Annotated in this window: 23 protein-coding genes, 1 tRNA gene and 1 pseudogene; 13 read left to right on the top strand and 12 right to left on the bottom strand. The window is 64.6% G+C overall.

Going from position 1 to position 26,938, the window contains the following annotated elements; genetic code table 11:
* Positions 1-42 precede the first annotated feature (42 nt).
* The 5 genes from J4G32_RS20090 to J4G32_RS20110 all read left to right on the top strand — a co-directional run bounded on the left by J4G32_RS20090 (position 43) and on the right by J4G32_RS20110 (position 5,101).
* A complete protein-coding gene (locus J4G32_RS20090; RefSeq protein ID WP_210497349.1) occupies positions 43-960 on the top strand; it encodes an ABC transporter permease in 918 nt (305 codons plus the stop codon).
* 6 nt (positions 961-966) lie between these two features.
* Positions 967-1,893 (top strand): ABC transporter permease, encoded by a 927-nt coding sequence (locus J4G32_RS20095; protein WP_210497350.1) that lies wholly within the window; start codon positions 967-969, stop codon positions 1,891-1,893.
* 72 nt (positions 1,894-1,965) lie between these two features.
* Positions 1,966-2,976 (top strand): dipeptidase, encoded by a 1,011-nt coding sequence (locus J4G32_RS20100; RefSeq protein WP_210497351.1) that lies wholly within the window; start codon positions 1,966-1,968, stop codon positions 2,974-2,976.
* Positions 2,977-2,990: 14 nt separating this feature from the next.
* On the top strand, positions 2,991-4,034 hold the full coding sequence (locus J4G32_RS20105; protein ID WP_246505389.1) for an ABC transporter ATP-binding protein: 1,044 nt from the start codon (positions 2,991-2,993) through the stop codon (positions 4,032-4,034).
* Between the two features lie 14 nt (positions 4,035-4,048).
* Positions 4,049-5,101 carry an ABC transporter ATP-binding protein gene (locus J4G32_RS20110; protein WP_343232693.1) on the top strand — a complete coding sequence of 351 codons (1,053 nt, stop codon included), beginning with the start codon at positions 4,049-4,051 and terminating at the stop codon, positions 5,099-5,101.
* Between the two features lie 80 nt (positions 5,102-5,181).
* Here the strand turns inward: J4G32_RS20110 and J4G32_RS20115 are convergent.
* The 3 genes and pseudogenes from J4G32_RS20115 to J4G32_RS20125 form a co-directional block, all read right to left on the bottom strand.
* Positions 5,182-5,406, bottom strand: a pseudogene (locus J4G32_RS20115) (integrase catalytic domain-containing protein); the annotation flags it as partial.
* Between the two features lie 323 nt (positions 5,407-5,729).
* Positions 5,730-5,805 (bottom strand) — tRNA-Ala (locus J4G32_RS20120).
* 83 nt (positions 5,806-5,888) lie between these two features.
* Positions 5,889-6,269: a TIGR02300 family protein gene (locus tag J4G32_RS20125; RefSeq protein ID WP_210497353.1), complete on the bottom strand. Its 381-nt coding sequence runs from the start codon at positions 6,267-6,269 to the stop codon at positions 5,889-5,891.
* A gap of 169 nt (positions 6,270-6,438) precedes the next feature.
* Here J4G32_RS20125 and aroA point away from each other — a divergent pair, with 169 nt between their 5' ends.
* Genes aroA through J4G32_RS20145 form a run of 4 tightly spaced genes read left to right on the top strand, consistent with a single transcriptional unit; the run spans position 6,439 to position 9,687 of the window.
* The gene (gene aroA, locus J4G32_RS20130; protein WP_210497354.1) at positions 6,439-7,788 is read left to right on the top strand and encodes a 3-phosphoshikimate 1-carboxyvinyltransferase; all 1,350 of its coding nucleotides are present in this window, start codon (positions 6,439-6,441) and stop codon (positions 7,786-7,788) included.
* Between the two features lie 8 nt (positions 7,789-7,796).
* On the top strand, positions 7,797-8,438 hold the full coding sequence (gene cmk / locus J4G32_RS20135) for a (d)CMP kinase (RefSeq protein WP_210497355.1): 642 nt from the start codon (positions 7,797-7,799) through the stop codon (positions 8,436-8,438).
* Positions 8,439-8,490: 52 nt separating this feature from the next.
* Entirely contained in the window at positions 8,491-9,288 is a 798-nt protein-coding gene (locus J4G32_RS20140) for a DUF1194 domain-containing protein (protein ID WP_210497356.1), read from the top strand.
* Between the two features lie 21 nt (positions 9,289-9,309).
* Entirely contained in the window at positions 9,310-9,687 is a 378-nt protein-coding gene (locus tag J4G32_RS20145; protein WP_210497357.1) for a methylglyoxal synthase, read from the top strand.
* Positions 9,688-9,690: 3 nt separating this feature from the next.
* Here the strand turns inward: J4G32_RS20145 and hrpB are convergent, their stop codons facing one another.
* The 3 genes from hrpB to J4G32_RS20160 are packed head-to-tail and all read right to left on the bottom strand — an operon-like array spanning position 9,691 to position 15,159.
* Positions 9,691-12,183, bottom strand: coding sequence for an ATP-dependent helicase HrpB (hrpB, locus tag J4G32_RS20150; RefSeq protein ID WP_246505391.1), 2,493 nt, complete (start codon positions 12,181-12,183; stop codon positions 9,691-9,693).
* Between the two features lie 26 nt (positions 12,184-12,209).
* Positions 12,210-12,827 (bottom strand): HAD family hydrolase, encoded by a 618-nt coding sequence (locus tag J4G32_RS20155; protein ID WP_343232694.1) that lies wholly within the window; start codon positions 12,825-12,827, stop codon positions 12,210-12,212.
* A gap of 43 nt (positions 12,828-12,870) precedes the next feature.
* Positions 12,871-15,159: an NADP-dependent malic enzyme gene (locus J4G32_RS20160; RefSeq protein ID WP_210497359.1), complete on the bottom strand. Its 2,289-nt coding sequence runs from the start codon at positions 15,157-15,159 to the stop codon at positions 12,871-12,873.
* Between the two features lie 153 nt (positions 15,160-15,312).
* On the opposite strand from J4G32_RS20160, the gene mutS reads away from it, so the two are divergent.
* The gene (gene mutS, locus J4G32_RS20165) at positions 15,313-18,036 is read left to right on the top strand and encodes a DNA mismatch repair protein MutS (protein ID WP_210497360.1); all 2,724 of its coding nucleotides are present in this window, start codon (positions 15,313-15,315) and stop codon (positions 18,034-18,036) included.
* Positions 18,037-18,041: 5 nt separating this feature from the next.
* On the opposite strand, the gene J4G32_RS20170 is transcribed toward mutS, so the two are convergent.
* Both J4G32_RS20170 and J4G32_RS20175 read right to left on the bottom strand, forming a co-directional pair.
* Positions 18,042-18,494 carry a response regulator gene (locus J4G32_RS20170; RefSeq protein WP_210497361.1) on the bottom strand — a complete coding sequence of 151 codons (453 nt, stop codon included), beginning with the start codon at positions 18,492-18,494 and terminating at the stop codon, positions 18,042-18,044.
* The gene (locus J4G32_RS20175) at positions 18,491-19,609 is read right to left on the bottom strand and encodes a sensor histidine kinase (RefSeq protein ID WP_210497362.1); all 1,119 of its coding nucleotides are present in this window, start codon (positions 19,607-19,609) and stop codon (positions 18,491-18,493) included. Before J4G32_RS20175 ends, J4G32_RS20170 begins: the two co-directional genes overlap by 4 nt.
* Positions 19,610-19,824: 215 nt before the next feature.
* Between J4G32_RS20175 and J4G32_RS20180 the strand changes: the two genes are divergently transcribed.
* Positions 19,825-21,363, top strand: coding sequence for a YifB family Mg chelatase-like AAA ATPase (locus tag J4G32_RS20180; protein ID WP_210497363.1), 1,539 nt, complete (start codon positions 19,825-19,827; stop codon positions 21,361-21,363).
* Positions 21,364-21,563: 200 nt separating this feature from the next.
* The gene (gene olsB, locus J4G32_RS20185) at positions 21,564-22,502 is read left to right on the top strand and encodes a l-ornithine N(alpha)-acyltransferase (RefSeq protein WP_425515541.1); all 939 of its coding nucleotides are present in this window, start codon (positions 21,564-21,566) and stop codon (positions 22,500-22,502) included.
* On the opposite strand, the gene J4G32_RS20190 is transcribed toward olsB, so the two are convergent.
* The 3 genes from J4G32_RS20190 to J4G32_RS20200 are packed head-to-tail and all read right to left on the bottom strand — an operon-like array spanning position 22,490 to position 25,202.
* Complete coding sequence (locus J4G32_RS20190; RefSeq protein WP_210497365.1) at positions 22,490-23,365, bottom strand: SDR family oxidoreductase; 876 nt, start codon at positions 23,363-23,365, stop codon at positions 22,490-22,492. The two genes, olsB and J4G32_RS20190, sit on opposite strands and share 13 nt — an antisense overlap.
* Positions 23,362-24,513 carry a tRNA epoxyqueuosine(34) reductase QueG gene (gene queG / locus J4G32_RS20195; protein ID WP_281413596.1) on the bottom strand — a complete coding sequence of 384 codons (1,152 nt, stop codon included), beginning with the start codon at positions 24,511-24,513 and terminating at the stop codon, positions 23,362-23,364. The genes J4G32_RS20190 and queG overlap by 4 nt, the downstream gene beginning before the upstream one ends.
* Positions 24,510-25,202, bottom strand: a complete 693-nt coding sequence (locus J4G32_RS20200) for a glutathione S-transferase family protein (protein ID WP_210497366.1) — start codon at positions 25,200-25,202, stop codon at positions 24,510-24,512. Before J4G32_RS20200 ends, queG begins: the two co-directional genes overlap by 4 nt.
* 176 nt (positions 25,203-25,378) lie before the next feature.
* Here J4G32_RS20200 and J4G32_RS20205 point away from each other — a divergent pair, with 176 nt between their 5' ends.
* Positions 25,379-26,176, top strand: coding sequence for an undecaprenyl-diphosphate phosphatase (locus J4G32_RS20205; protein WP_210497367.1), 798 nt, complete (start codon positions 25,379-25,381; stop codon positions 26,174-26,176).
* A 1-nt stretch (position 26,177) separates the two neighbouring features.
* Here the strand turns inward: J4G32_RS20205 and nth are convergent, their stop codons facing one another.
* A complete protein-coding gene (nth, locus tag J4G32_RS20210) occupies positions 26,178-26,927 on the bottom strand; it encodes an endonuclease III (protein WP_210497368.1) in 750 nt (249 codons plus the stop codon).
* Between the last annotated feature and the right edge of the window lie 11 nt (positions 26,928-26,938).

Genomic DNA, 26,938 nt, shown 5'->3' on the forward strand with positions numbered 1-26,938 from the left:
GCCCGAACTTCGGACGACGAAGCGGAGAAGGAGTCATCGCTCATGGGAGCCTATATCGCGCGACGCCTCCTTCTCACAATACCGGTGCTGGTCGGCATCCTGGTGATTACCTTCTTGCTGACGCGTCTGAGCGGTGATCCCACCGACCTGATGCTACCGCCGAATGCGACCGACGAAGCCCGCGAGGCTTTTCGCATCGTGCACGGTCTCGACCAGCCCTTATGGACCCAATTCGTTCGGTTTGCCGGCAACGCTGTTGTGGGAGATTTCGGCGCATCCCTTCGGTTTGGACAGCCAGCCATGACGTTGGTGCTGGAGCGCCTTCCCGCCACGGCCGAACTCGCGGCCGCAACGATGGCTCTGGCGCTTCTTTTGGGAATACCAGCCGGTGTAGTTGCGGCCGTGTGGCGTGGAACGAGCACGGACGTTTCAATCCGATTGGTGACCCTGCTCGGTCAGGCGGTGCCGTCCTTCTTCTTGGGAGTGGTGGCCATCATCGTCTTTGCGGTCTGGCTGCGGTGGTTGCCGACCGGAGGAAGGGGCAGTCTCGGCCAGTTGGTGCTTCCTGCCGCAACGCTGGCCTTCAATCTGGTGGCGCTCATTGCGCGCGTGACACGGTCCTGCATGTTGGACGTGCTGAAACAGGACTATGTGCGCACGGCGCGTGCCAAAGGTGTTTCAGAAACGAAGGTGGTGTGGCTGCACGCTTTGCGCAATGCGTTCATTCCTGTTCTCACCGTCATCGGTCTGCAGGTAGGCCTGTTGTTGGGAGGAGTGGTGGTGACGGAAACGATCTTCTCGTGGCCTGGCGTCGGTCGACTCGCAATTCAGGCGATTTACGCGCGTGATTTCCCGGTGGTTCAGGCGGTCGTTTTTGTCTTTGCGGTCATCTTTGTCGCGGTGAACCTCATCGTCGATCTGCTTTACGCAGTCCTCGACCCGCGCATCAGTTACCGGTAAGAACAGATGGCTCAACCAAACGAATTGACCGACACTTCGCGCCTGCTCACTCCGGCAGATGAGATCCCCATCAGTCGTTTCAGACTGGTTGCATCACGGGTGATCGAATCCTGGCCCGCGAAGATCAGTTTGGCGATTCTCGTCCTTGTTGTCATCTGCTCGCTCGTCCCCGGGCTTGTTGCCCCGCGAGACCCTTTCGCGCAGGATCTATCGCTTCGACTTGTACCACCAGCCTGGTCTGAGCGCGGTGTTCCTGGGTACTGGCTTGGGACCGACCAGCTCGGCAGGGACACCCTCTCGCGGATCATCGAGGGAACTCGCATTACAGTTCTGGTCAGTCTGTTCGCAGTGTCGGTTTCAGGGCTCGTGGGCGTGGCGGCAGGTCTCGCCGCCGGCTTCTACGGCGGCAAGACGGATGCGATTATCCTGAGACTGATCGATATTCAGCTCGCATTTCCTCTGATTCTCTTGGTCATCGCTGTCGTGGCGGTCGTAGGGCCCTCCTTGACCAACCTGATAATCGTGATGGGATTGTCCGGTTGGCCCCGTTTTGCACGCGTGGTCCGCGGCTCGGTTTTGACTGTTCGCCATCTCGAATTCGTCGATGCCGCACGGTCGATCGGCGCCAGTCGGGTGCGCATCATGAGCCAACACATCCTTCCGAACATAATGTCGGCAATCATCGTTTATGCGAGCTTCGAGATTGCGCGGATGATCCTCCTGGAGGCGACGCTGAGCTTTCTAGGCCTCGGCGTGCAGCCACCCACTCCCACATGGGGCGGAATGATCAGTGACGGCCGCAAATACATCAGCCAGTCCTGGGCCATTTCGCTGATACCTGGAGTTGCGATCGCCCTTGTCATTCTGGCTTTCAATGTCCTTGGCGACAGCTTGCGTGACGCGCTCGACCCTCAACTCGACGAACGACTCTAAAGCAACATTTCAATCGGGCCGTGCCGACCAGTACCAGTTCGCGATTATCGCAACATCAGGGGAGACCGGATTATGCACAATGCCAGTTCGTCGCAAAACGCCATCGTTGTCGATGGATTAAATTGCGCGCCCACGACAAGGGATCAAATACTCCGTACCCTTGAAGGAGGAGTTACGGCCATCAACCTGACCGCTATAAGGCCTCCGCACGATTTCGATACTGCGATGAGGGACCTGTCGCGGACCTTGTCGAACATTGAAATGAATTCGGATGTCGCTTGTATCCCACGTTCCGTCCGTGACATCGAGAACGCCCAAGTGGAGGGTAAGCTCGCGATCATCCTGGGTGCGCAGAATTCGGTTGTTGTGGAAGAGGACGTGGAACTACTGCGCATTTTGCAACGGATCGGATTTCGCATTCTGCAACCCACCTACATGGAACGAAACAGTCTCGGCTGCGGTGTGCTTGCTAAAGGTGGGGATGACGGGCTCACCGAAAAAGGGCGGCGTTGGTTGGAGCTCATGAACGAACTCCGTCTCCTGATTGATCTTTCGCACGTAGGATATCGCACGGCCGCGGACGTACTGGCCCTTTCCAAGCGTCCGGTGATCTTCAGCCATTCCAACGCCCGCACGCTTTGCAACAGCCTGCGTAATATTCCAGACGATCTCATCCGTGCGGCGGCCAAAACCGGTGGAACCGTGGGCGCTACCCTTTGGCCCCCAATGGTCCGTCACGAATCTCGCCCGACTGTTGACGATTGGGCCGAGCAAATTGTCTATATGGTCAACCTTGTGGGCATCGAGCATGTGGCCTTCGGGAGCGACCTTTCGGAGAACAAATACAAATCTGAGGCGGAATGGCAGGAGAGCTTCGGTCCCCGCGGAATCTATCCGGAAGTGACCGCGGTGCTCGGCCCATGGTTCCAGTTCGAGGCCCGACTTACTGAAGGGTACGAGAGTCTCGCCCAAACTCCACGTCTGGTGGACGCGCTTCGGAAACGAGGCTTTGCTCTTGATGCCATCGACAAGGTGATGGGCGGCAATCTGTTGCGTGTCTACCGCGAGGTCTGGGGCGAATGATCCTGGGTCCGAAGATGAACTCGGCTTCTCCAGCGACTCCCGTTCTTCTGAGTGACGAGGACGTTCTTCAGGTCGAGGATCTCAAAGCACATCTGCATGTGGGAAACGCAGTGGTCCGCGCTGTCGATGGCGTCTCCTTCACCATCAGCAGAGGCGAGACGCTGTGCATTGTCGGCGAGTCCGGATGCGGCAAGAGCATGACCGCGCTAGCCATCATGGGCTTGCTGCCAAAACCCGCAGGCCGGATCGTGGGCGGACGCGTTATGCTGCAGGGAGTGGGTGATCTTGCCCAGCGAACTCCGCGGCAAATGCGTGAGATCCGCGGACAATCCGTCTCCATGGTGTTTCAGGAGCCAATGACGTCGCTGAATCCCGTTTTTCGGATAGGTTGGCAGATCGAAGAGGCCATCCGCGTTCATGAACGCATCCCGCAGGCGCAAGCGCGTGAGCGCGTGATTGCGATGCTGGATCTTGTGGGGATCCCATCGCCCCACGAACGGTATAAGGCCTATCCACATCAGCTCTCCGGCGGAATGCGACAGCGCGTGATGATAGCTATTGCATTGGCTTGCCGCCCGAAGCTCATGTTGGCCGACGAACCGACGACGGCACTCGACGTCACGATTCAGGCACAGATCCTCCGGTTGATGAATCGCCTCAAGGCGGAGACGGGCGCGTCACTTCTCTTGATCACTCATGATCTCGGGGTCGTCGCGCGGATGGCGAAGCGAGTCTGCGTGATGTATGCGGGCGTGATTGTCGAAGAGGCCGATGTCGGTGCCATTTTTGCAACGCCCCTCCATCCCTATACGCAAGGGTTGCTTGATTCCATTCCCTCCGCTCGGGCGGGTGGCGAACGTCGACGCCTCCATACGGTACCGGGGCTCGTGCCCAACCTCGCGAAGCTGCCGCAAGGGTGTCGCTTCGCCGACCGCTGTCCCCACGTCTATGGTCGCTGCCGGGAGGAAGAGCCGCCCCTGTCCCAGCCCACGGTTGGGCCTCTTGCGGGAAGTGCCCAGAAGGTGCGGTGCTGGTTGCACCTCGATCACCGCCAATGACTGGAGACAGAGTCGTGATATCAAAGCCGCCTGTTTCTGCCGAGGCATCGCCGGATTCCGGCAGGCACGCTGACAACGAGGCGAGCCAAGAGCCGTTGCTCATCGCAACGGACTTGAGGCGGTATTTTTCGTTGCCTGACGGCCTTTTTCGAAAGAGTTCCCGGAAAGTCAAGGCCGTCGACGGAGTGAACCTCACGATTGGTGCAGGCGAGACATTAGGGCTGGTTGGTGAGAGCGGTTGCGGAAAGTCAACCTTGGGTCGAATGCTGGTGCGCCTCGACGAGCCAACTGCTGGCGACGTCATCTTCGAAGGACAGAACATCTCGATGTTGTCCGAAGGCGAGTTGAAGCCTGTGCGCCGCCGGATCCAGATGGTGTTCCAGAATCCCTTTTCGTCACTCAATCCGCGGAAGACGATCGGCGAGACCATTTGCGAACCGCTGATCGTTCACGGGGTTGGCGACGCGCGCAGCCGACAGGCGCGCGCTATGGAACTCCTGGATATCGTCGGTCTCCGCAGGGAGCATTATAATCGCTATCCGCATCAGTTCAGCGGCGGCCAGCGTCAACGCATCGGGATCGCTCGGGCCTTCGCACTCGAGCCCAAACTGATCGTTTGCGACGAGCCGGTATCAGCCCTTGACGTTTCCATCCAGTCTCAGATCCTTAACTTGATCGAGGACCTACAACGGGCTTTCGGCGTCTCGTATCTCTTCATTTCGCATGACCTTCGTGTGGTCGAGCACGTGAGCGACCGCGTTGCTGTGATGTACCTCGGTCGAATCGTGGAAGAGGCACCGACGGCCATTCTCTATCGCTCGCCCCGGCATCCTTATACCCAGGCTCTTCTAGCGGCTGTCCCTGTACCAGACCCAAGCGTCGAGCAAACGGATATCGTGCTGGAAGGTGGCGTTCCAAACCCCATAGACCCCCCGCAGGGTTGCCATTTCCACCCGAGATGCCCGCTTGCCGTAGACCGTTGCAGAATAGAGATGCCACCTCTTTTCGAAAGCAACGGTCACAAGGTACGCTGCTGGATCAATGGGCCTGGGATGCATGAGGCCTAAGCCACGGATTGCTCGAAGGCAAAAGGCCGGAACAGTCCGGCTGGGCGATCGTAGTTCTGCTGCGCCAGATCGACCTGCAGACTTCCCGGCTCGATACAGGCTGCCCTCGCGCCCGCCGCATTGATCAATCGCGAACCGCTTTGACGATAAATTCCTGACCGATATCCGATCGAACGTGGCCCGGGACGCCCCGCAAGAGGAACAGGTCCGAGAGCACGTCAATCACATCGACAGCTTCCGGCTGACCTGATCGCGATGCATTCGCGAGTGAACGCGTCGATGAGATCGAGCATGCGGCCCCTGCGGTTCACAGGGGTACAATGCTGACAATGAGAGGAATTATCGCGATCGGTGCCAAAGCCAAGTTGGAGAACAGGACTTTTGGATCACCACCGGACCTGCTGCGCATGATAGCCGGGCAGCGAATCAAACCGGCCTCTGAAAGGAGTGAAGGATTGCGAAGAAAATCCGCGAACCACCCTCGGGAACCCGCCCCCCAAAAGGCCAACTGCGCCCCGCCTGCTCAGCCTGCAGAGACCGCGAATTTCGGACCGCGACGCGGCCAAGCACCTGAGAAACCGTCATTTTGGGGAATCACCCAGAAACCATTGGTTCACTGGGGAGTGTTTGGTGGAGCCAGGCGGAATCGAACCGCCGACCTCTTGAATGCCATTCAAGCGCTCTCCCAACTGAGCTATGGCCCCACTGAGCCGCGGTGTTTTGGGGACACTGCGGAAGGTGCGCCGCCGAAGCAGCGGCGCTTCTATAGTCGGGTCCGACGCGAGACTCAAGTCTCTTCGTCGTCTTCCAGGTCACTATCGATCAGATCGGAAACGTCGTCGTCGCCTTCCTCTTCGTCTTCAAGGAAAGTGTCGTCCGCCGCATCCTCGTCCGCCACGTCGATATCGTCGTCAGAGACGGTATCCTTCTCGGCCTCTTCAGCCTCGACCTCATCGAGAGAAACCAGCTCGGGACCGCTTGTGTCGATCTCGGCCTCTTCATCGTCCTTCGCTGCGCGCGCCACGACGGGAGCCGCTGCGCGGCTCAAGGCAACCGCTTGAAAGACCGTGCCGCATTTCGGGCAGATCGCCGGGTCCTTGTTCAAGTCGTAGAATTTCGCGCCGCAGCTCATGCACTGGCGCTTCGAGCCGAGTTCAGGTTTGGCCACGGGTGATTGCCTTCACGTGAATTGAAATGGAAGCGCTCCGTTAGTCGCGGGGGGATGCCTTGTCAAATGGGAAATTTCCATACGTCGCCTCACTTGGCCCCGCTTCGGGATGACGTCCCTGTAACACCGTGTTAGGAGCCGCCAAGCGGACGTCGGATAGGAAGCGGGAATGTCGCACGAGCACGCCCCGGCAGCGCCGGTCACAAGCATGCCAGGAACACCTCTCACGGGGCGGATCCGTGTTCCGGGCGACAAATCCATTTCCCACCGATCGATGATTTTCGGTCTTCTGTCGATCGGCGAGACCCATGTGGAAGGGCTGCTGGAGGGCGAGGACGTGCTGCGGACGGCCGCCGCCTGCCGGGCGCTGGGCGCGACGGTGACGCGCGAGGGCCCGGGGCAATGGCGCGTCGTCGGAGTCGGCATCGGCGGCTTGCGCCAACCCGCTGAAACTCTCGATTTTGGCAATGCCGGGACCGGCGCCCGCCTGATGATGGGCGTTGCCGGCAGCCACCCGATCACGGCGACCTTCGACGGCGACGCATCCTTACGCAAGCGTCCCATGCGCCGCATTCTCGACCCGCTGGTCAAGATGGGGGTCGGCGTGGTGAGCGAGGCCGAGGGCGGCCGGGTTCCGCTGACCCTCAGGGGGCCCCGCGAGACGATTCCCATCACGTACGAAACCCCGGCGGCCTCGGCCCAGATCAAATCCGCCATCCTGCTTGCCGGACTCAACGCTCCCGGACGCACCACGGTCATCGAGAGCGAGGCGACCCGGGACCATACGGAGCGCATGCTTCGCCTGTTCGGCGCCAAGGTCGAAGTGGTCCCGCACGGGGCGGATGGCCGGTCGATCACCCTCGAGGGACAGCCGGAATTGCGCGGCGCACGGGTCGTGGTGCCGGCAGATCCGTCCTCTGCGGCTTTTCCCCTGGTGGCCGCCCTGATCACACCAGGCTCCGACATCGTCATCGAAGGGGTGATGATGAATCCCCTCCGAATCGGCCTGATCACCACGTTGCTCGAGATGGGAGCTTCCATCGAACGGCTGAACGAACGCGAGGAGGGCGGCGAGACGGTCGCAGACCTGCATGTGCGCGCCAGCCGCCTGACGGGCGTGACCGTTCCGGCCGCGCGGGCCCCTGCCATGATCGACGAATATCCCATTCTGGCGGTCGCTGCTGCCTTCGCCACGGGAACCACCCGGATGCAGGGCCTGCATGAGCTGCGGGTCAAGGAATCGGATCGCCTTGCTGCCGTTGCGGCAGGCTTGGCCGAAACCGGGGTCGATTTTTCGATTGAAGGCGACGATCTCATCGTGCGCGGCAGCGACGGAAAGGTCCCGGGCGGCGGACGACCGATTGCGACCCACCTTGACCACCGCATCGCCATGGCGTTCCTGGTGATGGGCCTGGCCACAAGTGCGCCGGTGACCGTGGATGACGGCGCCATGATCGCCACAAGCTTTCCCTCCTTTCTGCCGCTGATGCGCGCGCTCGGCGCGGCGATCAGCGACTGAGGCCGCAGATGATCATCGCCATCGACGGGCCCGCGGCCTCCGGCAAGGGAACCCTCGGCCGGCGTCTCGCCGACCATCTCGGCCTCGCCCATCTCGATACCGGGCTGCTCTACAGGGCCGTTGCCTGCGCGCTGATCGACCGGAAGACCGCCCTGTCCGACATCGCGGCAGCCACGCACGCGGCCGAAACCCTGACGCCGGAGCAATTGGCCGATCCCCGCCTGCGCGGCGCCGCCATGGGAGAGTTCGCCTCGGTGATTTCCGCCTACCAGCCGGTCCGCGACGCCTTGCTGGCGTTCCAGCACCAATTCGCCCGACAGCAACCCGGCGCAGTCCTGGACGGCCGCGATATCGGGACCGTGGTCTGCCCGGACGCCGATGTGAAACTGTTCATCACGGCAGCCCCGGAGGAACGGGCGCGCAGGCGTCATCTCGAGTTGCAGAACCGCGGCGAGAATACGGCCTACGACACGATTCTCAGCGATATTCTCAGGCGCGACGGACGCGACATGACCCGCAGCACCGCTCCTCTCAAGGCGGCCGCCGACGCCCTGACCCTCGACACCACCCATCTCGACGCCGAGGCCGCCTTCAAGGCGGCGCTGGCGCTGGTGGCGGCCAGGACCGGCAAAACGGACCTTGCGTCGTGACGAGAAGCTGCCACACTTCCCGAACCGGTTCGGCTCCTCAAAGGAGACAACGATGGTTCGGCAAGGCCTCGCGCGTCTCGCCACGGGTCTAGCGCTCGCATTCACCTTGTGGATCCCGGCTGCGCGCGCGGAGACGGAGGTCGATCTGGCCCTCGTCGTGGCCGTGGACATCTCGTTCTCGATGGACCCGGAAGAGCAGAGTCTCCAGCGGGAGGGCTTTGCCCAGGCCTTTCGGTCGCGTCTCGTGCAGGACGCCATCCGCGGCGGATTGCTCGGCAAGATCGCCGTGACCTACATGGAATGGGCCGGCGTGACGGACCAGAAGGTCATCATCCCGTGGACAATCGTGGATGACCCCGAAAGCCTGATGGCACTGGCCGATCGGATCGCCGCGACGCCCCTCAGCCGCGCCCAGCGGACCTCGATTTCCAGCGCCATCGATTTCAGCGTGAAGCTGCTCGACCAGAGCGGTGTGGAGGCGACCCGTCGGGTGATCGATGTTTCGGGCGATGGGCCGAACAACCAGGGCCGCGCAGTGGAACAGGCCCGCGACGACGCTGTCGCCAAGGGCATCATCGTGAACGGCCTGCCGATCATGCTGCGCAAACCGGGCTATCTCGACATTTCGGATCTCGACACCTACTACAAGGATTGTGTGATCGGAGGTCAGGGATCCTTCATGGTTCCGGTTCGTGAGCGGGATCAGTTCGTCAATGCCATCAAGACGAAGATCCTCCTCGAAGTGGCCAACCTGATGCCGGCCCCACATCTGATCGAGCCCATCCAGAATACGCCGCGCGCCAATTGCTATACGGGCGAAATGCAGTGGCGGGAGCGCTGGAACAACTAGACCGGCCAGTTTGGACTGAGAATGAAACAACTCACGTTGGCGATCGTCGCGCACGACGCCAAGAAGGACGACATGGCGGATTTCATCGCCATGCACGAAACCACGATCAACCAGTTCTCCCTGTACGCGACCGGAACCACGGGTGCCCGGGTCATGGAGCGCTGCCCCGGCCTGTCCGTGACCCGCCTCAAGAGCGGGCCCATGGGCGGCGATCAACAGATCGGCGCGATGATTGCCGAGGGCAAGGTGGACGTGCTTTTCTTCTTCGTCGACCCCCTCTCGCCCCATCCGCACGATGTGGACGTGAAGGCCCTCATGCGGGTCAGCCTCGTCTACAACATCCCGATGGCGCTCAACCGCGCCACGGCCGATCGGCTGATCGCCAGCTTCGTCCTGTAGCCTCTAGGTTCCGCGCGGCTTGGCGCGCCGGGTCGGCGGAGCCGCGGCCGGGTCCTCCGGCCAGGGATGCCGCGGATACTGGCCGCGCATGTCGGCCCGGACAGCAGCCCACGAACCCCGCCAGAAACCCGGCAGGTCGCGGGTGATCTGGATCGGGCGCTGCGCCGGTGAGAGCAAATGGAGGATCAGCGGCACGCGGCCGCCGGCGAGCGCCGGATGCGTCGTGAGACCGAACAGTTCCTGGACCCGGACGGCAAGAACCGGGCCCTCCGCACTTCCGTAATCCACGGGAATGCTCGATCCGGTCGGCACCTCCACATGGGTGGGCGCCTCGATGTCGAGGCGGCGCTGGAGCGCCCAGGGCAACAGCGCCCGCATCGCCTCGCCGAGAATCTCAGATGAGACGTCGCTCAACCCGCTTTTCCCGACAAGGTGGGGCGCAAACCAGTCGCTGGCCGTGGCCGCAAGGGCAGCGTCGGACAGGTCCGGCCACACGTCGCCTTCGACCTTGCGCAGGAACATGACGCGCTCGCGCCATTGCGCCAGGCCCTTCGACCACGGCAGGGCGTCGATTCCCAGCGCGACGATCCCCTGCGCCAGAGCACGGGCGGCCTCCTCCGTCGCGGGCACCGGCAACGGCCGCTCCTTCAGCGCCAGAGCTCCGTAGCGTCGGATCGCCCGCGCCCGCAGCGCACGCGCCTGCCGGTCAAACGTCACCTCGTCGCGCTGGACGATGTCGTCACCCAGCGCCTCTTCGATCTCGTCGGCACTGATCGGAGCAGCCGCCAGAATGCGGGCCGCCGCAGATCCACCGGCAATCTCGGCCACTGCCAGGAAAGGCTCTTTCGCGAGGCGATCATGGGGCTCGGTCGCGCCCCCGCGGCCGTTGGCCATGAGAAACTCGCCGGGCTTGCCCCGGGCCTTGGCGATGCGATCGGGATAGGCGAGCGTCAGGAGCGCGCCCAGCGAGAGAGGGGCGGACAGCGCGACCGGCTTGGCGGCCCGGCCCGTCTGCGCCCAGCCTTGAGCGAGACGCCGCATGTCGTCTGCGCGCTTTGCGCGGTCGCGCCTGAACCGGTCGACCCGCTCCCCCAGATCCACCATGTCGCCACCAAGGCCGCGCTCCACGAGAACTGCCGCCAGATCGGCCGCATCCCGCTCCTGGCCCCGCTCGCCGGCGCTCAGGACCATGCGGGCAAGCCGCGGCGGCAGCGGGAGTTCGCGCAGCCTGCGGCCGGTTTCGGTGATACGTCCGTCGGCATCGAGAGCGTGGAGCTGCTGAAGAAGCTGCCGCGCTTCCTTTAGGGCAGGCGCCGGCGGCGCATCGAGAAACGCGAGGCTCGCCGGATCGGTGACGCCCCAGGCCGCGCAATCGAGCAGGAGGGGCGCCAGATCGGCCGAGACGATCTCGGGCCGGGCGAACGCCTCAAGCGCGCCGGTGCCGGCCTCCTCCCACAGGCGGTAGCAGATGCCGGGCTCGGTGCGTCCCGCCCGGCCGCGACGCTGGTCGGCCGCAGCCCGCGACACGCGTACGGTCTCCAGGCGGGTCAGCCCGATATCGGGCTCATAAATCGGAATGCGGGCGAGGCCTGAATCGATCACGACCCGCACACCCTCGATGGTGAGGGAGGTCTCCGCAATGGACGTGGCGAGCACGATCTTGCGGCGTCCCGGCGCGGTTGGCCCCACCGCCAGGTCCTGCTCGGCGCGATCGAGCGCCCCGTAGAGCGGCGCCAGATCAACCGCCGGGTCGGAAAGGCGCTCGCGCAGCAGCCGATCGACTCGCCTGATCTCGCCCTGCCCCGGCAGGAAGACGAGGATCGAGCCGGTGTCGGCGCGAAGCCCCCGCAGGACCACATCCGTTACCTGCTCTTCGATGCGCCGGTTCGGATCGCGGGCGACGTACCGGGTCTCGACCGGGAAAGCCCGGCCCTCCGAGGTGATGACGGGGGCATCCCCCAGGAGACGGGACACGCGGGCGCCGTCCAGCGTCGCCGACATCACGAGAAGCCTGAGATCTTCCCGCAATCCGCCTTGGGCATCGATGGCAAGCGCGAGGCCCAGATCGGCGTCGAGGGAGCGTTCGTGAAACTCGTCGAAGATCACTCCGGCGACGCCGTCGAGCGTCGGATCATCGAGGATCATGCGGGCGAAGACGCCCTCGGTGACCACCTCGATCCGCGTCTTCCGGCTGATCTTCGACCCCAGTCGAACCCGAAGACCCACCGTTTCGCCCACCCCCTCCCCGAGGGTCCGGGCCATCCGGTCGGCAGCCGCGCGGGCCGCAAGGCGGCGCGGTTCGAGCAGGATCAGCTTTCGGCCTTCGGCCCAGGGTTCGTCGAGGAGGGCCAGCGGCACGCGCGTGGTCTTGCCGGCGCCCGGGGGCGCGACGAGCACGAGGTTCGCACGCGCCCGCAAACTGGCCGACAGATCGGCCAGCACATCGTCGATGGGGAGAGAGGTGTCGAATTCCCGCATCCCTGCGTGATCGCCCATGCGGGGCTGCGGGGCAAGCCGTCTGGTCAGGCAGCGATTCCGTGGGCGCGCAGTTCCGCTGCCAGATCCATCGGCTCGACGAAATGGATGGCCTGCATGCCCACCGCCCGCGCGCCTTCGACATTGGCCCCGGAATCGTCGATGAAGATGCAGTCCTGCGCCTCAAGGCCGTAGCGGTCCAGCAGCAGATTGTAGATGGCGGGCTCCGGCTTCAGGAGGCACTCGTCGCCGGACACGATGATCCCGTCAAAACCCGTCAGAAACGGATACCGCGCCTGCGACAGCGCGAATTTCGGGCTCGAGAAATTGGTGATGCAGTAATTCGGAATGCCGGCCGCACGAATCCGGGCCAAGAGCGAGACGTTCTCGTCGATAGGGCCCGAGACGGTCTCCTCCCACCTTTCATGGAAGGCCCGGATTGCGCTCTCGTGGGCCGGATGGTCCTTCGTCAGGAGAGCCACCGCCTCCTCCCAATCCCGCCCCCGATCCTGCTCCAGATTCCAGGGCGGCGTGCAGACGGAAGACAGGAACCACTCCATCTCCGCGTCGTCGTCGAAGATCGCGCGATAGAGATGGCGAGGGTCCCACCGCAACAAGACGTTGCCGACGTCGAAGACCACGGTGGTGGGATTGCGGGCGCTCACGGGCACTCCCGGATGGTGACGCGGGGATTCATCGCGGAAAGCCTCATCCGCCAATGTTGTAGGCGGCGAGAGCTGCCATGTTGACGATATCCGCATCGGTTGCGCCCAGCGACACGATCTGCACGGGGCGATCAAGGCCAATGACCATGGGACCCAGCACCATGGCGCCACCCAGCTCCTGAAGCATCTTCGTGGCGATCGACGCCGAGTGGAATGCCGGCATCACCAGCACGTTGGCCGGCCCAGTCAGGCGGCTGAACGGGTATTGGGCCATCAGTTCCGGGTTGAGGGCGACATCCGCCGACATCTCGCCATCGTACTCGAAATCGACCCGCATCGTGTCGAGGATACGCACCGCCTCCTGAATCCGCTCCGCCCGTTCGGCCTTGGGATGACCGAAATTCGAGAAGGACAGGAGCGCGACCCGGGGCTCGTAGCCAAGCCGGCGGGCGACGCCTGCCGATTCGATGGCGATCTCCGCCAGTTCCTGAGCATTGGGCATCTCGTGAATGGCGGTATCGGCCACCAGGACGGTCCGGCCGCGCGCCAGGCACAGCGAGATGCCGATGACCCGGTGGCCGGGCTTGGCGTCGACCACGTGCCGCACGTCGTCGAGCGCCGTCGAATAGTTGCGCGTCGCGCCGGTCACCATGGCGTCGGCATCCCCCAGCGCCACCATGGAGGCGGCGAAATGGTTGCGGTCCTGGTTGATCAGGCGCTGGCAATCGCGGAACAGGAACCCCTTGCGCTGCAGGCGCTCGTAGAGGAACTGCGCGTAGGTACTGTTGCGCTGCGACAGGCGGGCGTTGTGAAGCTCGATTCCCTCGCGACCTTCAAGTTCGATGCCCGCATTGGCAGCGGTCTCCAGGATGCGGTCTTCGCGACCGACGAGGATCGCCCGCCCGAGGCCCTGATTGACGTAGGAGATTGCCGCGCGGATGACCTTCTCCTCTTCGCCTTCGGCGAACACCACCCGTTTCGGGAACCGCCGCACGCGTTCGAAAATACCGTTCAGCGTTCCGGCGACCGGATCGCGACGGGCGGACAGCTGGGCCTTGTAGGCGCGCATATCGACGATGGGACGGCGGGCGACGCCCGTTTCCATGGCGGCGCGGGCCACCGCCATCGGAATGGTGTGGATGAGGCGCGGATCGAACGGCACCGGGATGATGTATTCCCGCCCGAACCGGGGGCGCGAGCCCTGATAGGCCGCCGCCACCTCGTCGGGCACGTCTTCGCGGGCGAGCGCCGCCAGCGCCTCGGCGGCGGCGATCTTCATCTCCATGTTGATGGTGGTCGCCTGCACGTCCAGCGCACCGCGGAAGATGTAGGGGAAGCCCAGGACATTGTTGACCTGGTTGGGATAATCCGACCGGCCGGTGGCGATGATGACGTCGTCGCGGATATGCGCCACGTCCTCGGGGGTTATTTCCGGGTCCGGATTGGCCATGGCGAAAATGATCGGATTGGGGGCCATCGAGCGGATCATCTCGTCCGTGAACGCGCCCTTGGCCGAGAGCCCGAAGACCGCATCGGCGCCCTTCATGGCATCGGCGAGGGTCCGCGCGGGCGTGTCGGCCGCATGAGCCGATTTCCACTGGTTCATGCCCTCGGTGCGGCCGCGATAGATCACGCCCTTCGTGTCGCACAGAACGACATTGTTGGGCGCAAAGCCCATCGCCTTGAGCAGATCGGTGCAGGCGATGCCGGCCGAACCCGCCCCGTTCACCACGAGCTTCGTCTTCGACATGTCGCGGCCGGTCAGATGCAGCGCGTTGATGAGACCCGCGGCCGCAATGATCGCGGTGCCGTGCTGGTCGTCATGGAAGACCGGAATGTCCATCAGCTCGCGCAGGCGCTCCTCGATGATGAAGCACTCGGGCGCCTTGATGTCCTCGAGATTGATGCCGCCGAAGGACGGGCCGAGATAGCGCACGCAGTTGATGAACGCGTCCGGGTCCTCGGTGTCGACCTCGAGATCGATGGAATCCACATCCGCAAACCGCTTGAAGAGGACGGCCTTGCCTTCCATCACGGGCTTGGACGCCAAGGCGCCAAGATTGCCCAGGCCCAGAATCGCGGTGCCGTTCGAGATGACCGCCACCATGTTGGACCGGGTCGTGTAGTCGAAAGCCAGCGACGGATCGGCCGCGATCGCCAGCACCGGCACCGCGACGCCCGGCGAATAGGCCAGCGACAGGTCCCGCTGCGTCGCCATCGGCTTGGTGGGAACCACTTCGAGTTTGCCGGGACGCCCCTGCGAGTGGAACTGCAGCGCCTCCTGGTCCGTGAAGGTGGGACGCGTGCGGCGAATCGGCGGGGTGTCGGTCATGAGGTTATCTTGCGACTTTATGGTTGGGCGTTTCCAGGTGGGGCTGCGACCTTAGGCCATTGACGCGCAGAACCTCAAGACTTGTCCACATGCCCGGCGCCCAAGTCCAATCGGCGGATGAAACAAACGGCCGGGTTTGCTAGGACAGGCGGGATGTCATCCCAAGCGCTCTGTCAGCCCCCCGAAGCCAGCCCGCCCGACGACGCGGCCGCGAAAGCAGCCCCCGCCGATCACCGCGTGACGCCCATGATGGCGCAGTATGTGGAGATCAAGGCCGCCAATCCGGATTGCCTGCTGTTCTACCGGATGGGCGATTTCTACGAACTGTTCTTCGAGGATGCGGAGACCGCCAGCCGGGCACTGGGCATCGTCCTGACCAAGCGGGGCAAGCATCAGGGCCAGGACATCCCCATGTGCGGGGTACCCATCGACCGCGCCGACGATTATCTCCAGCGTCTCATCGGTCTCGGCCATCGGGTGGCGGTCTGCGAGCAGATGGAGGACCCTGCCGAGGCTAAGAAGCGGGGCGCCAAATCGGTCGTGCGTCGCGACGTTGTCCGGCTCGTCACCCCCGGGACCATCACCGAGGAGCGCCTTCTCGATCCCGGCCGGCCGAACTTCTTCCTCGCCATCGCGCGGCGGAGGCTGTCGGAGACGGCGTGGCGTTACGGGTTGGCGGCGGTGGATATCTCGACCGGGCATTTCGCCCTGAGCGAGACCGATGCGGCAGGCCTTCCGGCCGAGATCGCGCGCTTCGAGCCGCGGGAGATCCTTCTCCCCGACAGCATCGCCGAGGACGCGGACCTTGCGGCCTTCTGGCGTGAGACCCGCGCCTCGCTGACGCCCCTGTCGCGGGATGGGCTTGACCCTGCCTCAGCCGAACGACGGCTCAAGGAGTATTTCGGCGTCGCTACCCTCGACGCGTTCGGGGCATTCGACCGCGCCGCCATCGCGGCGGCGGGTTCGGCGTTGTTCTACATCGAGAAGACGCAGATCGGCAGCCGCCCGGTCCTCCACCCGCCGACCAGCAACCAGACTGGGGCTGCGCTCGCCATCGATGCGGCCACGCGCGCCAATCTCGAGCTGACCCGTACGCTCTCGGGCGAGCGTGCCGGCAGTTTGCTCGCGACGATCGATTGCACGGTCACGCCGGGCGGCGCCCGCCTTCTGGCCGAGCGGCTTGCCGGGCCGCTGACGCAGACCGGCCTGATCCGCGATCGCCACGACGCGGTCGCCTACCTGGTCGAGAACGCTAGCCTGCGGGACGCCGCGCGGCGGAACCTCAAACGCGCGCCCGATCTCGCCCGGGCCCTGTCCCGTCTCGGACTGGGCCGTGGCGGCCCCCGCGATCTCGCCTGTGTCCGCGACGCCCTGTTCGCCGCGCGCGATCTCGGCGCGTTGCTGGCCCGAAGCGCCCTGCCGACCGAACTCGCGGCCGCTGCCGCGACGCTCGGCTCGCTGCGGACGGAGATCGCCGACACGCTGCAGGCGGCGCTGGCGGACGAGATGCCGCTGCTGAAGCGCGACGGGGGCTTCATCCGCGCGGGCTACGACGCCACCCTCGACGAGCTGCGTGAGCTGCAGCAGGATTCCCGCCGGTTCATCGCGGCCCTGCAGGCGCGCTACGCGAGCGAGACCGGCTGCCGCACGCTGCGCGTCAAGCACAACCACATGATCGGCTATTACGTGGAGGTGCCGCAGAATATCGGCGAGGACCTGCTCAAGGAGCCGTGGAAGGAAACCTTCGTGCATCGCCAGACCATGGCGGGCGCCATGAGGTTCTCCACCGTGGAGCTGGGCGAACTCGAATCCAAGATCGCCTCCGCGTCGGACCGCGCAATGCGGATCGAGCTCGGTCACTTCGACAGCATGGCCGCGGGCCTCGTCTTGCAATCCGCCGAGATTTCCGCCGCTGCCGAGGCGATGGCGGTGGTCGACGTCTGTGCGGCGCTGTCAGAACTTGCCGTCGATCGGGACTGGGTTCGGCCGGCAATCGACGACAGCCTGTCGTTTTCCATCAAGGCCGGCCGACACCCTGTGGTGGAGGCCGCGCTCAAGCGCGACGGGACGGCCTTCATCGCCAACGATTCGGAACTGTCCGGCGATGATGCGGGCCATATCCTGCTGATTACCGGCCCGAACATGGGCGGCAAATCCACCTATCTGCGCCAGAACGCCCTGATGGTGGTGCTCGCCCAGATGGGCGCCTTCGTGCCCGCGAGATCCGCCCGGATCGGGATCGTCGACCGGTTGTTTTCGCGGGTCGGGGCAGCGGACGATCTTGCCCGCGGGCGCTCGACCTTCATGGTCGAGATGGTGGAAACCGCCGCTATCCTGAATCAGGCAACCGCGCGCTCGCTCGTGATCCTTGACGAGATCGGGCGCGGCACCGCCACCTTCGACGGCCTGTCGATTGCCTGGGCGTCGATCGAACATCTGCACGAGACCAATCGCTGCCGTGCGCTGTTCGCCACCCATTTCCATGAGCTGACGGCGCTTGCCGACAGGCTCGATCGGATCGAGAACGTCACGCTGAAAGTCACCGAGTGGAACAACGAGGTCGTGTTCCTGCATGAGGTGGTGCCGGGGGCGGCCGACCGGTCGTATGGGCTGCAAGTGGGCCGACTGGCGGGGCTGCCGGCCATCGTCGTCGAGCGCGCCCGCGCGATTCTCAGCGAGCTGGAGCGGACCGACCGGGAAAGTCCCAAACAGGCGTTGCTCGACGATCTCCCGCTGTTTGCCGCTCCGGTCAGGGCACCGCCCAGCCCGCCGCAGAGCGACACGCTGAGGATCGCATTGCAGGAGATCGATCCGGATCAGATGACGCCCCGGGAGGCTCTGGAGGCGCTCTATCGATTGAAAGCGACCGCCGGCTGAGGTGATCAGACGACCGACGGGGTGTCGGCGCGTGCACCCGCCACGAACGGGATGAAGGTCGTGGTGGGCGGCGCAGGTGACCTGCCGCTCTCGGCCGCCAGAACGTAGGCCAGGGCCTCTTTGACACCCCGCTCGGTATAAGGCTTCGAGAGAACGCCGCTGGCGCCGGCGAAATCGGCCGGAATGCGCTTGGCGTTGGCGGTCATGAACACCACCGTGATGCCGCGTTCGGCCGCGAGCCGGCGGGCGACGTCGACCCCGGTGGGCCCATCCGTCAGGTGAATGTCAACGAGCGCGAGGTCGGGGCTGAACTGCTCGGCCTGCCGCAGGGCTTCGACCGAAGAGGTCGCGACGCTCACCACATCGTGGCCCGCATCCAGCAGCAGGCTTTCCAGCTCGAGAGCGATCAGGACCTCGTCCTCCACGATCAGGATACGAAGCGATCTTTCGGTGTTCACGCGCGAATCTCCTCTGTGCCGACGGGCAGCACAACCTCTGCGCGGGTTCCTGCGCCGCGATCGCTCCAGGCCAGCTCTCCGCTGGATTGCCGCACCAGCAGGTCGATCAAAGTCCGGCCGAAGCACCCTTCGGGCGGAGGAGCGTGGTCGATGCCGACGCCGTCGTCATCCACCACGATGTGGATCCGGTCGCCCCGATTGCGGATCTCCACAGTCAGGACGCCTTTGCGCCCGTCCGGGAACGCGTGCTTGACCGCATTTCCCACGAGTTCGTTCAGGAGCAGCGCCAGGGACGCTCCCTTCGCAGCGGGGATTTTGACAGCATCGACGTTAAGATTCAGTGTGACCTGATCCGGATGAAGATGGGACGCCATCTCGGTCACCAGTTCGCGGGCAAACAGACCGAGGTCGAAGCGTCCGAGATCGCCGCCCGTATACAAAAGTCGATGGACCGTCGACAGGGCTGCCACTCGCTCGGCGAGTTCGTTCAGCACGCGCCGGGTTTCAGGACTCCGGACACGCCTTGCCTTCAGCAGCACCAGGGAGGCGATGACCTGGAGGCTGTTCTTGACGCGATGATCGACTTCGTGGAGCAAGGCGGTCTTCTGGTCGAGAGCGGTCTGAAGATCGGCCGTCCGGCGAGCAATCTCGCGCTCAAGCATGCGCCGCGATTCCGCACTCTCCAACGCCTGATGCCTCATGGGGGTCACATCGCGCTGTGACACGGACACATAGATCAGTTGGCCGTCTGCGTCGGCGATCGGACGAATGGCGACCGCGCTCCAGAACGAAGACCCATCCTTGCGGTAGCTGAGAATCTCGGCCTCGATCGCTACGCCGGACGCAAGCGCCCGATGGATAGCAGCTGCGGTTTCTGGATCCGACTCGGGGCCGTGGAGGAAATCTCCCGGTCGCCCCTGCGTTTCCGCAGAGTCATAACCGGTCAGCCTCGAGAAAGCCGCATTGGCGAATACGACCGGCGTGTTGTGCGTGTGAGGGTCCAGCATCGAAATGGCGACAGGAGCCGTGTCGAAGATGGCCTTGTAAGGGTCGCTGATTGTCCTGTCCGGGGGTGGCCGAGCCATTTGATCGAGAGGGCTGGACTTGGCCGGCATGATATTCCCTGGTTTGACGCCACGCTCCGTGAGAAGGGCCGGCGGCCGTGTAGGCCACGACGGGGCCTGCCGCGACAATATCTCTCACAACGGGCGAGAATCCCCACGGTTCCCAGCCCTTTTGCGCTGCGACAAAACTCGTCATCCCGTGAATTGAAACACTATCGCATTTCCTGCGCGTTCGGTACACACGTCGAACGGCAGGGAGGCCAACCATGGTCACGCGGGTTTCAACCGTCGCCTTTGAGGGCATCGAGGCGCGACCGGTCGACGTTCAGGTCCAGATTGCGCCCGGGAACGTCGCCTTCATGATCGTCGGGCTTGCCGACAAGGCGGTGGCAGAATCGCGCGAGCGCGTCCGCTCGGCGCTCATCGCATCCGGGCTCTCGCTTCCCGCCAAGCGCATCACCGTGAACCTTGCCCCGGCAGATCTGCCCAAGGAGGGCAGCCACTACGATCTGCCGATCGCGCTCGGGGTCATGGCCGCCATGGGGGCCATTCCGGCCGACGCGCTGAACGGCTTTACCGTGCTGGGAGAGCTTGCCCTCGACGGCTCGATCACGGCAGTGGCGGGCGTCCTGACCGCCGCCATCGCGGCAAACGGAAACGGTCATGGGCTGATCTGCCCCCATCCCTGCGGACCGGAGGCTGCGTGGGCCAGCAGCGACCTCGAGATACTGGCGCCGCGGTCGCTGATTCAGCTCGCCAATCATTTCAAGGGAACGCAGGTGATGGCCCGCCCCGAACCCGCCATCTTGCCGAGCTCCGGTCCGCAACCGGATCTGCGCGACATCAAGGGACAGGAAAGCGCCAAGCGGACCCTCGAGATTGCGGCCGCCGGCGCGCATAATCTGCTCATGAGCGGTCCGCCGGGCGCCGGCAAGTCAATGCTGGCCCAACGCCTGCCGTCGATTCTGCCGCCGCTGACGCCCCGCGAACTGCTCGAGGTCTCGATGATCCAGTCCGTGGCGGGCCTGCTGGCGAACGGCGCATTGTCGAGCCGTCGGCCGTTCCGCGCGCCCCATCACTCCGCCTCCATGGCGGCGCTGGTGGGCGGGGGGCTCAACGCCCGTCCCGGCGAGGCCTCGCTTGCGCATCATGGCGTCCTGTTTCTCGACGAGATGCCGGAATTTCAGCCGCAAGTCCTGGATTCCCTGCGCCAGCCTCTCGAGGCGGGCGAAATCCTCATCGCGCGCGCCAATCACCGGGTTACCTATCCGGCCCGCTTCCAGCTCGTGGCGGCCATGAATCCGTGCCGGTGCGGACAGGCGAGGGAACCGGGATACGTCTGTCGCCGTCAGCCGAATGAACGCTGCATGGCGCATTATCAGGCCCGTATCTCGGGACCGCTGCTCGATCGCATCGACCTGTCCATCGAGGTGCCGGCCATTGCAGCCTCGGATCTGATCCTTCCACCGCCGACCGAGGGCTCCGCCGAGGCGAAGGCGAGGGTCAAGATCGCACGGGACCGGCAGGCGAGACGCTTCGCGGCCCTGGGACTCGACAGCATTTCCACGAACGCCGCCTGCCCTGCTGCCGTCATCGAGCAGATCGCCCAACCGGATCGCGAGGGGACCGCCCTGCTTCACGACGCCGCCAATGCGATGCGCCTTTCCGCGCGCGGATTTCACCGGGTGCTCAAGGTCGCGCGAACCCTGGCCGATCTCGACAGCGAGGAGCATGTTCGCCGGATTCACCTGGCCGAGGCCCTGTCGTACCGGGCGCAATCGGATCGCCGGCCAAACGCCGCCTGACGCCGCGAAAGAGGGGATGCAACGACGCCGGTTTGTGACAGTTTTTTATCGAAGGACGGGTAACCCTCTCGTCATCCACGGAATTCGTCGTCACATTACCGTTTGAAATGAGCCCTATGTCACGAAACAAGACGGTCTCACCGTCCGATGGCCCGGGAACTGGCGCGCGGGCGAGCGAGGTTTCGATGATCCCCTCCCCGATGACCCCAACGGTTTCACCTCTCCCGGTCCTGACACCGGCCTATCCGGTTCCGCTCCTGCGTCCAGGGCGCATGGGCGATCTTCTGCCGGGGCGAACCCGCATCGTTCGCGACCATGGCACCCTCAATCCGCTGCTGGGCCGACTGGGATCCCTGGAAGTGCGGCTTGCCACCACCACCAAGGATATCCGCCGCGCCCAGAAGCTGCGCTACAAGGTGTTCTTCGAGGAGATGTCGGCCGCTCCCAGCGCCTCTGCCAGGCTGTCCCGCCGCGATATCGACGATTTCGACCTTCTGTGCGACCACCTGCTGGTCCTCGACCATGCGGTGAAGGCGAAGCGCTTTCGGACTGCCAAACCCAAGGTCATCGGCACCTACCGCTTGCTGCGGCAGGAGGTGGCCGACCGCAACTGGGGCTTTTATACCGCTGGCGAGTTCGACGTCGCTCCCATGATCGCCGCTCATCCAGACCTGCGGTTCCTGGAACTGGGCCGGTCCTGCGTGTCGAAGCCCTATCGCAACAAACGGACGGTGGAACTGCTGTGGCACGGCATCTGGGCTTATGTGCTGCACCACCGGGTGGATGTGATGATCGGATGCGCCAGCCTCGAGGGCACCGATCCCCGCAAGCTCGCGCTGCCGCTGAGTTTCCTGCATCACCATGCGGGCGCCAGCGCGGAGTGGCGGGCGCCGGCCCTGCGAGATCGGGCCATTTCCATGGACTTGCTGCCGCCCGAGGGGGTCGACCCGAAATCAGCCCTCAGAGCCCTCCCGCCGCTGATCAAGGGCTACCTGCGGATCGGCGCGACTTTCGGCCAGGGGGCGGTGGTGGACCGTCAATTCGGCACCACCGACGTGCTGGTCGTGATGCCGGTCGCCCAGATCAATCCACGCTATATCGACCATTTCGGCCCCGAGGCCACCCGTCACCTGGCCTGATCGGCGGCCCCTTCGGCAAAGAGGGCGTCGAGCCCTTCCCGGTAGGTCGGGTAGCGCAGGCGCACATTCAGCTCGGACAGGATGAGCCGGTTGGAGATGCGTTTGTTCTCTGCATAAAAGCTCTGCGACATGGGACTGAGGACCGCGTCCGCGAAAGCGATGGCCGGCGGCACCGGAATTCCCGCCCGCTCGGCCGCATAGGCGATGATGTCCTGCGGCGGGGCAGGTTCGCAATCCGACACATTGTAGATGGCCCCCCGGCGCGGCCGACGCATAGAGGCTGCCAGGACGGTGGCGATGTCATCCACATGGATGCGGTTGGAGACCTGCCCTTCCTTGACGATTCGCTGCGCGGTTCCGCGCGCCAGGGACACGAAGGCATTCCGGCCCGGCCCGTAAATGCCGGACAGCCGGAAGATCGCAACGGCCGGCCCGGCGGCCTCGCCCCAGGCGAGCCACGATTGCTCGGCCGCAACGCGGCGTGCCGAACGCTCGCTGCGGGGCTCGGCGGGCGCCGTCTCGTCGACCCACGCCCCCTTGTGGTCACCATAGACCCCGGTGGTCGAGAGGTAGCCCAGCCATGAGGCGTTTGCGGCAGTTGCTGCCACGATGGGCGCGTACGCCGCAAAGGCCGGGTCCTGGCCGGTCGATGGCGGGGTCGAGACGAGGATGGCGTCCGCGGAGCGTAAGGACGCGGTGACGGCCCTCACGTCGTCAAAGACCAGCGCGTCAATGCCCTCGGCCCTCAGGCGATCCGCCTTCTCGGCATCCCGCACGGTCCCGGCCACCGATGTCCAGGGGAAGTCCTCGCGCGCGATGAGCGCCTGCGCCGCGTAGCCGAGGCCGAAAACAAAGAGATTCATGGGGCGCTTTCGCGGGCGGCATGAGAGGGGGAGATCCGGGACCATTCCCGCAGGACGTCATCGTCGGTCTCGCGCGCCTGGCGGGCGTCGCGCAAGGCGGTGATCTCGCCGGGCGTCAGCAGGCGGGCGCTTGCCCAGACGGCCATGGCCCGCACCAGCGGAGACGAATCGTCGAGGTGCGCCACCGCGTCGGCCGCCAGGGCCGGATCGCCGGAATTGCCGATGGCGATGAGGACGTTGCGCAGGAAACGGTCCCGCCCCGCACGCTTGATCGGCGTGCCGGCGAACCGGATCCTGAAATCCGCGTCGTCGAGACGGGCGAGTTCCGAGAGCGGAACAGCCGCGAGATCCTCGCGCTGCATGAGCCGCGCCTCGCGGCCGGCCTGCGCGAACTTGTTCCACGGGCAGACCGCCAGACAATCGTCGCATCCGAAGATGCGGTTGCCGATCGGCGCGCGAAACTCCTCGGCGATATGGCCCTTATGCTCGATGGTGAGATACGAGATGCAGCGGCGCGCATCGAGTTGGTAAGGCGCCGGGAAGGCGTTCGTCGGGCAGACATCGAGGCAGCGACGACAGGAGCCGCAATGGTCCGTCTCCGGCTCGTCCACCGGCAAGTCCGCAGTGGTGAAGATCGCCCCCAGAAACAGCCAGTTGCCGAATTCCCGCGACACGACGACCGTGTGCTTGCCCTGCCAGCCGAGCCCTGACGCCTCAGCCAATGGCTTTTCCATCACCGGTGCGGTGTCGACGAAGACCTTCACGTCCGAACCGCCGCGGACCGCCAGGAGGCCCGCGGCCTCCTTGAGCTTTCCCTTGATGACATCGTGATAGTCGCGGTTGCGGGCATAGACCGAGATCGACGCCCGGTCCTTGAGGGCGAGTGCGGCGAGCGGATCGGTCGTCGGGCCGTAATTCAGCCCCAGCAGGATGACGCTCTGGACCTGTGGCCACAGAATGCGCGGGTCGGCGCGCCGGTCGGCCGTGTCGGCCATCCAGTCCATCGATCCTTGGAAGCCTTGCGCGAGCCACGCGGCGAGCCGTTCGGGCGCCAGCGGCATTGCGTCAGGGCGCGTGACCCGGACGGTGTCGAAGCCGAGCGCCCTCGCGCGCTCAACGAGGGCGCGCTTGAGGCCCTCGCCGGTCAGAAGTCGAGGTTGTCGTATTGTTCGGAGGCCGCCATCCCCGGAACCCGATCGGCCAGCAGGGTGCGGAAGGACGGCCGGGATTTCACCCGCGCGTACCAATGCTTCGCCGTCTCGTTCTCGTCCCATGGCACGTCGCCGAGGTAATCCACCACAGAGAGGTGGGCCGCCGCCGCAAGGTCGGCGTAAGTCAGTTGGTCGCCCGCAAGCCAGTTCCGCGAGGCGATGAGATATCCGATATAGTTGAGGTGATATCGCACGTTGGCCCGTGCCGCGCGAATCGCCCCCATATCGGGCGGGCCTCCGCCCAGATCCAGCGGCATGAAGCGCTTGTAGATCTTCTCCGTGGCGAGATAGTCCGAGACCTCCTCGTTGAACTTCACGAGGAACCAATCCATCAGCCGGCGGACCTCCATACGCGCCGCCGCGCCCGGAGGCAGCAGGCGTCGGTCGCCCATCGCCTCGCCCCGCGTATCCTCGAGATACTCCGCCATCACATGGGCGCCGGGCACCGCCAGCCCGTTCTCGTCCACGAAGACCGGCAGGTTGCCGCCCGGGTTGATCTCCAGCAGCGGCACGCGGCGTTCCCACGGCTTCTCGTCGGCGATCTCCGGCTCGATGCCGTGTTCGCCAAGGACAAGGCGTGCGAACCGCGATTGCGGGCAGAAGGGATAGGAATGCAGGATGGCCATGAGCGTGTCAGACGCGAAACAGGCGGCGAGAATAAGGCCGTGTTTCCTTAAGAGTTCGTAAGGAATTTTGGTGAATCACATGTCCTCGACGCAGGCGTCGGGCGCGTGGTGCGCAATCGACCTTGACAGGGTTATGAAGCCCCCTGCAAGTGGCGCCGGTCTGAGGAATGTCAACGATGTCGCAAATGTTCGAGGCGCTCTTTCTCGGCCTTGTCGAAGGCCTGACGGAATTCCTGCCGGTGTCCTCCACCGGGCACCTCCTCCTGATCGGTCATTTCCTCGGATTCGAATCCACCGGCAAGACCTTCGAGGTCCTGATTCAGCTGGGCGCCATCCTGGCGATCCTGGCGGTCTACTTCAATCGGCTGTGGGCGATTGCCCGCGCCCTGCCCTACGACCCGGACGCGCGCCGCTTCGTGATCGGCCTCCTGGCGGCCTTCCTGCCGGCCGCCATCATCGGGGCGGCGCTTCACAGCTTCATCAAGGACGTGCTGTTCAATCCCTGGATCGTCTGCATGACGCTGATCGCCGGCGGCTTCGTGCTGATGATGGTGGATTCCATGCCGCTTCGCGCGACCTACAAGGACGCCACCAAGTTCCCGATCGCGATGTATATCAAGATCGGCTTCCTGCAATGCCTCGCGATGGTGCCGGGGGTGTCGCGCTCGGGCGCGACGATCGTCGGCGGCATGCTGCTCGGGGCCGACAAGCGGGCGGCGGCCGAATTTTCGTTCTTTCTGGCGATCCCCACCATGGCGGGCGCCTTCGCGTATGACCTCCTCAAGAATTACAGCATCCTGACGGCCGACGACGTCCGGATCATCACGGTCGGGTTCATTGCGGCGTTCGTGTCCGCACTGTTCGTTGTCCGCACCCTGCTGAATTATGTCTCCCGGCACGGCTTCACGCCGTTCGCCTGGTGGCGGATCATCGTCGGGTCGGCGGGTTTGGCCGGCTTGATCGTCTTCGGCTGAGCTATCCCGGGAGGGTCTTGTCCGGGTAGCGGCACAGATCGGCGATCAGGCAGCGCCAGCATTCGGGCTTTCGCGCCTTGCAGACGTAGCGCCCATGCAGGATCAGCCAGTGATGGGCATGGAGCCGGTAGGCGTCCGGAATCCGCGCCTCCAGCGCGACCTGCGTCTCGAGCGGGGTTCTGGTGATCGCAAACGGGATGCGGTTTGTGACCCGGAAGATATGCGTGTCCACAGCGATTCGAGGGTCGCCAAACGCGACATTGACCAGCACGCTCGCGGTCTTGCGCCCAACGCCCGGCAGGGTTTCCAGGATCTCCACGCTGTCCGGCACCTCGCCGCCGAATTCATCGACCAGGCGCCGCGCGAGGGCCATGACGTTGCGCGCCTTGGTGTTGAAGAAGTTCAGGGTTTTCACATGCTCGCGCAGGCCCTCCTCGCCGAGGTCGAGCATCTTCTGCGGCGTGTCCGCGACGGCAAACAGCGCCCGGGTCGCCTTGTTGACCCCCACATCGGTGGATTGCGCCGACAGGGCGACGGCGACGAGCAGGGTGTAGGGGTTGGTGTAGTCCAGTTCCCCCTTTGGCTCGGGATTTTCGGCGTGGAAGCGCCGGAAGATCTCCACCAATGTCGCCTGGTCGACGGGCTTTGGCGGACGAACGGCCTTGGCGGGCCGGCGCGCAACCGTCGGCTTGGCCGGGGACTCGCCTGGGGTCTTCGGGATGCGGCGTGGCGACCGTTTCAGTTCGGGCATGAACGCGTTAT

It is taken from the genome of Microvirga antarctica, assembly GCF_017921815.1.
Classification (GTDB): domain Bacteria; phylum Pseudomonadota; class Alphaproteobacteria; order Rhizobiales; family Beijerinckiaceae; genus Microvirga; species Microvirga antarctica.

What these genes read in the sequence shown, in the direction of transcription:
- J4G32_RS20090 (WP_210497349.1), top strand. Translation starts at nt 43, where the DNA reads ATGGGAGCCTATATCGCGCGACGCCTCCTTCTCACAATACCGGTGCTG.
- J4G32_RS20095 (WP_210497350.1), top strand. Translation starts at nt 967, where the DNA reads ATGGCTCAACCAAACGAATTGACCGACACTTCGCGCCTGCTCACTCCG.
- J4G32_RS20100 (WP_210497351.1), top strand. Translation starts at nt 1,966, where the DNA reads ATGCACAATGCCAGTTCGTCGCAAAACGCCATCGTTGTCGATGGATTA.
- J4G32_RS20105 (WP_246505389.1), top strand. Translation starts at nt 2,991, where the DNA reads ATGAACTCGGCTTCTCCAGCGACTCCCGTTCTTCTGAGTGACGAGGAC.
- aroA (WP_210497354.1), top strand. Translation starts at nt 6,439, where the DNA reads ATGTCGCACGAGCACGCCCCGGCAGCGCCGGTCACAAGCATGCCAGGA.
- cmk (WP_210497355.1), top strand. Translation starts at nt 7,797, where the DNA reads ATGATCATCGCCATCGACGGGCCCGCGGCCTCCGGCAAGGGAACCCTC.
- J4G32_RS20140 (WP_210497356.1), top strand. Translation starts at nt 8,491, where the DNA reads ATGGTTCGGCAAGGCCTCGCGCGTCTCGCCACGGGTCTAGCGCTCGCA.
- J4G32_RS20145 (WP_210497357.1), top strand. Translation starts at nt 9,310, where the DNA reads ATGAAACAACTCACGTTGGCGATCGTCGCGCACGACGCCAAGAAGGAC.
- hrpB (WP_246505391.1), bottom strand. Translation starts at nt 12,183, where the DNA reads ATGGGCGATCACGCAGGGATGCGGGAATTCGACACCTCTCTCCCCATC.
- J4G32_RS20160 (WP_210497359.1), bottom strand. Translation starts at nt 15,159, where the DNA reads ATGACCGACACCCCGCCGATTCGCCGCACGCGTCCCACCTTCACGGAC.
- mutS (WP_210497360.1), top strand. Translation starts at nt 15,313, where the DNA reads ATGTCATCCCAAGCGCTCTGTCAGCCCCCCGAAGCCAGCCCGCCCGAC.
- J4G32_RS20175 (WP_210497362.1), bottom strand. Translation starts at nt 19,609, where the DNA reads ATGCCGGCCAAGTCCAGCCCTCTCGATCAAATGGCTCGGCCACCCCCG.
- J4G32_RS20180 (WP_210497363.1), top strand. Translation starts at nt 19,825, where the DNA reads ATGGTCACGCGGGTTTCAACCGTCGCCTTTGAGGGCATCGAGGCGCGA.
- olsB (WP_425515541.1), top strand. Translation starts at nt 21,564, where the DNA reads ATGACCCCAACGGTTTCACCTCTCCCGGTCCTGACACCGGCCTATCCG.
- J4G32_RS20190 (WP_210497365.1), bottom strand. Translation starts at nt 23,365, where the DNA reads ATGAATCTCTTTGTTTTCGGCCTCGGCTACGCGGCGCAGGCGCTCATC.
- J4G32_RS20200 (WP_210497366.1), bottom strand. Translation starts at nt 25,202, where the DNA reads ATGGCCATCCTGCATTCCTATCCCTTCTGCCCGCAATCGCGGTTCGCA.
- J4G32_RS20205 (WP_210497367.1), top strand. Translation starts at nt 25,379, where the DNA reads ATGTCGCAAATGTTCGAGGCGCTCTTTCTCGGCCTTGTCGAAGGCCTG.
- nth (WP_210497368.1), bottom strand. Translation starts at nt 26,927, where the DNA reads ATGCCCGAACTGAAACGGTCGCCACGCCGCATCCCGAAGACCCCAGGC.